The sequence below is a fragment of the Streptomyces sp. rh34 genome (assembly GCF_002551245.1).
Classification (GTDB): domain Bacteria; phylum Actinomycetota; class Actinomycetes; order Streptomycetales; family Streptomycetaceae; genus Streptomyces.
In genome coordinates, this window is record NZ_NTGZ01000074.1 from 23,382 (window position 1) to 29,767 (window position 6,386).

Genomic DNA, 6,386 nt, shown 5'->3' on the forward strand with positions numbered 1-6,386 from the left:
TCCTTCGTCTCGTCCGTACGCTGCGCGGCCGGCAGCGTCACTCGTGGTCCGGCCGCTGTCCGCGGCCGTCCCACAACCTTGAGGAACGTACGGGACTCGGCCACCATTCCCATCACGCCCCCGCGCCGTCGCCGCACCGCGCCTCCGCATCCGCCCTCGTACCGGCCACCGCGCCGTACCGGCCACCGCGCCGCACCGGCCACCGCGCCGCACCGGATTCCGTACCGGCCACCGCGCCGCAGGGGCCGGTACGACGAATACCTCACCCCTGTGGACAACCGCCGCATCCGCCCCGTGGGACCTGGCAGCATGGCGGTGTGACAGCAGCAACGCACTCCACCCTCTTCCCGCAGGTCCCCGAGACCCCGGACGCCGTGCTCGACGGGCTCGACCCCGAGCAGCGCGAGGTGGCTCTGGCCCTGCACGGACCGGTGTGCGTGCTGGCCGGAGCCGGCACGGGCAAGACCCGCGCGATCACCCACCGCATCGCGTACGGGGTCCGGGCGGGCATCCTCCAGCCGGCCACCGTGCTCGCCGTCACCTTCACCAACCGGGCCGCCGGAGAGATGCGCGGCCGCCTGCGACAGCTCGGCGCGACCGGCGTCCAGGCACGGACCTTCCACTCCGCCGCCCTCCGGCAGCTCCAGTACTTCTGGCCGAAAGCAGTCGGTGGTGAGCTGCCCCGGCTGCTGGAGCGGAAGGTGCAGCTGGTCGCCGAGGCCGCCGCCCGCTGCCAGCTCCGGCTCGACCGCAACGAGCTCCGGGACGTCACCAGCGAGATCGAGTGGGCCAAGGTCACCCAGACCGTCCCCGCCGACTATCCGGCGGCTGTCGCGAAGACCCAGCGGGACGCACCCCGCGACCCGGCGGAGCTCTCCCAGGTCTACTCGATGTACGAGCAGCTCAAGCGCGACCGGTCGGTGATCGACTTCGAGGACGTGCTGCTGCTCACCGTCGGCATCCTCCAGGACCGCGGCGACATCGCCGAGCACGTGCGCGGCCAGTACCAGCACTTCGTCGTCGACGAGTACCAGGACGTGAGCCCGCTCCAGCAGCGGCTGCTCGATCTCTGGGTCGGCGACCGGGACGATCTGTGCGTCGTCGGCGACGCCAGCCAGACGATCTACTCCTTCACCGGGGCCACCCCCGACCACCTGCTGAACTTCCGCACCCGCCACCCGGGGGCGACCGTGGTGAAGCTGGTGCGGGACTACCGCTCCACCCCGCAGGTCGTCCACCTCGCCAACGGCCTGCTGAGCCAGGCCCACGGGAAGGCCGCCGACCACCGGCTGGAGCTGGTCTCGCAGCGCGACAAGGGGCCCGAGCCCGTCTACACGGAGTATTCCGACGAGCCCACCGAGGCCGAGGGCACTGCCCGGCGCATCCGCGATCTGGTCGCCGCGGGCGTGCCGGCCGGTGAGATCGCCGTGCTCTACCGCGTCAACTCCCAGTCCGAGGTCTATGAGCAGGCCCTCGCGGACGCCGGGGTGCCCTACCAGCTGCGCGGCGCCGAGCGGTTCTTCGAGCGGGCCGAGGTCCGCGAGGCGGGCACCGCCCTGCGCGGCGCGGCCCGCGCCGGGCGCAACGACTCCCTGCTCGACGACGCGGAGGGGCTGCCGTCCCAGGTGCGGGCGGTGCTCTCCACCAAGGGCTGGACCAGCCGGCCGCCCGCCGGATCGGGGGCCGTGCGCGACCGCTGGGAGTCGCTGGCCGCGCTGGTGCGCCTCGCGGAGGACTTCGAGACGGCGAAGCCCGGGGCGACCCTCACCGACCTGGTCCGTGAGCTGGACGAACGGGCGGCCGCCCAGCACGCCCCGACGGTCCAGGGGGTGACCCTGGCGTCGCTGCACTCGGCGAAGGGTCTGGAATGGGACGCCGTGTTCCTGGTCGGCCTGACCGAGGGCATGATGCCGATCGCCTACGCCAAGACCGACGAGCAGGTCGAGGAGGAGCGGCGCCTGATGTACGTCGGGATCACCCGCGCCCGCGTCCACCTCTCGCTCTCCTGGGCGCTGTCCCGGTCGCCGGGCGGCCGGGCGAGCCGCCGGCCGACCCGTTTCCTGAACGGGCTGCGGCCGGGATCGGCGGCCCCGGGCGCGCGGAGCGGGGCCGGGGGCGGTGGGGGCATCGACCGGGGCACCGGCCGGGCCGCGGGGGTGAGCCGGGCCCCGGCGGTCGAGCGGAAGCACCGGGGGCCGGTGCGGTGCCGGGTCTGCGGACGCACGCTCACCGACGCGGGCGAGATGAAGCTGATGCGCTGCGAGGAGTGCCCCTCGGACATGGACGAGGCGCTGTACGGGCGGCTGTACGACTGGCGCGCCGCCCAGGCGGCCCTGCTGGGCCAGCCCGACTTCTGCGTGTTCACCGAGAAGACGCTCATGGCGATCGCCGAGGCCGTGCCGTCCACCGAGGGCGAGCTGGTCGTCATCGCCGGCGTCGGCAACCGGAAGTTGAATCGCTTCGGCACCGACGTTCTGGCTATCTGTGCAGGTGAGGCGGTTGACGGTGAGCCCGAGGAGAGTGCCGACGAGACCTGAGGAAAACTCGTCCAGAAAATAGTTTGCGCCCGCCCCAGTCGTCACCATAGGTTCTTAACCACGGGAACAGCGACTTCTCTGAAGCCCTGATTCCGTGCTGTACTTATCCGAATACGCAGGACCGGTCCCGGCCGGTCCCCCCGAGACGCCGAGAGGAGGCGATTGAAGTGATCAGCATCATCGAAACCCAGAAAATGACCGATCTCTCGGTCGTCTCCGCCTGCTCGCTCGGCCTCGGCCTCACCCGCTCCTCGGTTGCTTCGCTTCGCGCCACCGGTCTGTCCGGCATCTCTGCCGCCCGTCCGCTGTCCCTGGCGAGCCTCCCCGTGATGCGGGAGCGCAATGAGCGACCGATCGAGGCACCGGCGGCAGCAGTAGCGAAGGCAGCGCAGGCTCAGGCCTATGCCTTTGCGGCAGCCGGTGCCGGAGCCAAGAAGCAGACGCAGCAGCACCACACGATGTGGGCCTTCCGTGGGCCTGAACCCTGGAGCGATCCAGCCTGATCCAGCATCAGGCCGGCGCCTTCAGGGCCGCGGAACCCCACTCGGGATCCGCGGCCCTTTTGTTTTGTCCGAACGGACGAGACGGAGCGAAGGAGCCTCGGGACAAGCAGGACCTGGTACCAGCAGCCGCCAACCGGCCAACAGGCCGGCACGACCAGACGAGGACACCACCCACCGTGCACATCGAAACGCACGCCCCGTCAGTACCGCTTTCCGACTCGATCTCGCCGCCCGGCTCCACGGAGGACTCCGCCTTGACCCCGCTCACCACGCTCACCGCGCTCGACGACGCCATCGAGAACCTCGGCGTGCCCGTCCCCTGCCGTTCCTACGACCCGGAGGTCTTCTTCGCCGAGTCGCCGGCCGACGTCGAGTACGCCAAGTCCCTCTGCCGCACCTGCCCGCTCGTCGAGGCCTGCCTCGCCGGGGCGAAGGACCGCCGCGAGCCGTGGGGTGTCTGGGGCGGCGAGCTCTTCGTCCAGGGCGTCGTCGTGGCCCGCAAGCGTCCGCGTGGCCGTCCGCGCAAGAACCCGGTCGCAGCGTGACCGCGACCTGTGGGGTCCCCGCCCCCACACGCAGGCTCCGCCTCGGAACGATCGACCGTCCCCAGACCCATGACCCCCGGAATCAGGCACCGATGATCACCCCCACGAAGGAGCCCGTCGGCTCCGCCACCCCCGACGTCACCATCATCGGCGCGAACGACTCGCGCCAGAACAGGACCCGCGAAATGCAACTCATCCCAGAAGCCATGGCTCGTGCGCATATGCACGACCGCCTGCGGGAGGCTCAGGAGGACCGCCAATCGGCCCGCCTGATCGCCGCCCGCCGGATGCAGCGACGAGCGGAGCGCGCCTCGCTGCGCGCCCGCCGCGCGCTGGCCATGGCGGTCATGCACTGACCGTGCACCCATCACCTCACCGCGGGGCCGTCCGGACACGGGCGGCCCCGCGGTGCGTTGTGCCGCCGGCCGTCCGGTCACGGGGATATCGTCAGGAGGTGGACGAGGAGACCCATTCCCCCGAACAACCCGCCGAGCACAGCGTGGTGTGGGCCCGCTGCGGCACCGTCGCCGAAGGCGACACAGCCCCGCCGACCTGGCTCTGTTCCGTGGAGGACGGACGCCGTCTCCTCTTCTGCGAGGGCTGCGCCCGCCTCCACATCCGCGCGATCGAGAGTCGCCTCGACTCGCTCTGGTGGTGACCGGGCCACCCGGCCCCCCTACGCCTGGACGGGCTCCCCTTCCGGCTCGCCCTCCTCCTCGGTGTACTCCGGGCCCGCCGCCCCCGAGCCGGCCGCCCCCGTGTCCACCGTCTCCGTGTCTTCCGAGAGGAACCCCGGCAGCCACGCTTCGAGCTCGTCGCGCAGCCGGACCGTCGCGCCGAGCTGGCACAGCACCCCGATCGTGCTGAGCGTGACCCGGTGTATGAGGACGTAGGACGGGGGGAGATTCAGCTGCCTGCCGAGCTGATGGGCGGGGGAGCGCGGATCGGCTATCCGGGCCGCCTGTTCACGGATCCAGCCCCGGCTGAAGGTGAACTCCTCCACCTGCGTGGGCTCGATGATCGGGAGCAGGTAGTCGAGCACCGCGTCCGGGTCCAGTTCGATCGACTCCTTCACGAAGCCCTCTTCGCGCAGCAGCCCGTACACCCTTGCCGCGTCGCCCTCCAGCGTCAGCCGCAGGCAGTCGCCGATGTTCCGCGGCAGCCCGCCCGGCAGCCGGTCGACCGTGCCGAAGTCCAGCACTCCCAGCCGCCACGACCCGACCGAACCGCCGTCCCCCTCCGTATGCCCCGCGTCCTCCGCCGCCGGGGGCAGCAGCCGGAAGTTGCCCGGATGCGGGTCGGCGTGCAGCAGCCCGGTGCGTGCCGGACCGGAGAAGAGGAAGCGGGCCAGCAACTGCCCCGCGCGGTCCCGCTGTTCCCTCGTCCCCTCCGCGATGACCTCGGACAGCGGGATCCCGTCGATCCACTCCGTCACCAGCACCTGGTCGGACTGGTGCACCACCTGAGGGATCACCACATCCGGGTCGTCCTCGAACTCCGCCGCGTGCTCCTGTTGGGCCCGCGCCTCCAGCTCGTAGTCCAACTCCTCCGACACCCGGTCCCGCAGCTCCTTGATCAGCGGCTTGACGTCCATCCCCGGGACCAGCGGGCCGAGCAGCCGGGCGAAACGACTGAGTTGGGCGAGGTCCGAGAGCAATGCCTCGCCCGCGCCGGGATACTGCACCTTCACGGCGACCTCGCGGCCGTCGTGCCACACCGCCCGGTGCACCTGCCCGATCGAGGCGGCAGCCGCCGGCGTGTCCTCGAACTCCAGGAAAAGGTCCCGCCAGTCCTCCCCGATCCGCGTCGCGAGAACCCCGTGGACCGTGCGCGCGGGCAGCGGCGGCGCGGCCTCCTGGAGCTTGGTCAGCGCGGCCCGGTAGGGGCCGGCGACCTCCTCGGGCAGAGCCGACTCGAAGACGGAGAGGGCCTGGCCCAGCTTCATGGCCCCGCCCTTCAGCTCGCCCAGGGTCTTGAACAGCTGGTCCGCCGTGCGCTGTTGCACCTCGCGGGCGACCAGCTCGGCCGACTTGCCGCCGATCCGCTTGCCCAGACCCCACGTGGCACGGCCGGCGAAGCCGAGCGGAAGCGCGGCCAGCTTGGCCGTACGCGTAACCGCCTTCCGGGGAAGATCAGACATGTGCCCCTCCAGTTCCCAGACTGCCGTGCCGCTCGTGCCTCCGGTGGCTCTCCGGCTACGGCGGTCACCCCGCCATTGTGTCCTGCGCCGGAAGAGCACCGGAGGGCCGTTCCCTCTTAGCGCCCCCGGCCGCCCCGCAGGAGCAGTCCGGATGCGGGCCGATCGGCTCGGAACGCCAGTCCAGCAACGGTAGAGCGGCCTCCCAGCGAGCTCCGGTACAGGCAGGGAGATCCCCGTCCAGAAACGCCAGGGCATGTGCCGCGGCGAGACCGGCGACCGCCGTCGCGAGCCCCAGATCGCAGGCGGCCACCGCTCCCCGCCGCCCGGAACGCCACTGCGCCAGCATCCGGGGCCACTGCGGATCCCGGTCCGCACGGTGCAGCTCCAGGCATCCCGCGCAGCCGGTGCCCCCGGGCAGCACGAGAGGCCCGACCACCCCTGTGGCCTCGATCACTCCGGCATAGAGATGAGGAGTGCCCGACGCGATCCAGGGGCCGGCCGTCTCCGCGACGGGCGCGTACACCGCGAGGCCGTCCCGGGGAGCGACGACGATCAGGGACAGACCGGGCTGTCCGGCGCTCCCCGGCAGGCCGGCCTCCGCTCCGTCCGCCGTCGCTCGCCGGGGAGTCTGTCTCTTATACACATCTCTGAGCGGGCTGGC

The 6,386-nt window shown here is 71.7% G+C and carries 6 protein-coding genes and 1 pseudogene; 5 read left to right on the forward strand and 2 right to left on the reverse strand.

Features of this window, described 5'->3' with window-relative positions; genetic code table 11:
- The first annotated feature begins 317 nt into the window (after window positions 1-317).
- The 5 genes from CR470_RS16180 to CR470_RS16200 all read left to right on the forward strand — a co-directional run bounded on the left by CR470_RS16180 (window position 318) and on the right by CR470_RS16200 (window position 4,243).
- Entirely contained in the window at window positions 318-2,537 is a 2,220-nt protein-coding gene (locus CR470_RS16180; RefSeq protein WP_097868295.1) for an ATP-dependent DNA helicase UvrD2, read from the forward strand.
- Between the two features lie 167 nt (window positions 2,538-2,704).
- Entirely contained in the window at window positions 2,705-3,040 is a 336-nt protein-coding gene (locus CR470_RS16185) for a hypothetical protein (protein ID WP_097868296.1), read from the forward strand.
- 176 nt (window positions 3,041-3,216) lie between these two features.
- Entirely contained in the window at window positions 3,217-3,585 is a 369-nt protein-coding gene (locus tag CR470_RS16190) for a WhiB family transcriptional regulator (RefSeq protein ID WP_097868297.1), read from the forward strand.
- On the forward strand, window positions 3,582-3,941 hold the full coding sequence (locus CR470_RS16195; protein ID WP_097868298.1) for a hypothetical protein: 360 nt from the start codon (window positions 3,582-3,584) through the stop codon (window positions 3,939-3,941). The genes CR470_RS16190 and CR470_RS16195 overlap by 4 nt, the downstream gene beginning before the upstream one ends.
- Window positions 3,942-4,039: 98 nt before the next feature.
- Window positions 4,040-4,243, forward strand: a complete 204-nt coding sequence (locus tag CR470_RS16200; protein WP_097868299.1) for a hypothetical protein — start codon at window positions 4,040-4,042, stop codon at window positions 4,241-4,243.
- An 18-nt stretch (window positions 4,244-4,261) separates the two neighbouring features.
- Here CR470_RS16200 and CR470_RS16205 read toward each other — a convergent pair whose 3' ends face one another.
- Together CR470_RS16205 and CR470_RS16210 are read right to left on the reverse strand one after the other, a co-directional pair.
- Entirely contained in the window at window positions 4,262-5,725 is a 1,464-nt protein-coding gene (locus CR470_RS16205; RefSeq protein WP_097868300.1) for an ABC1 kinase family protein, read from the reverse strand.
- 64 nt (window positions 5,726-5,789) lie between these two features.
- Window positions 5,790-6,386, reverse strand: a pseudogene (locus tag CR470_RS16210) (ThiF family adenylyltransferase); the annotation flags it as partial.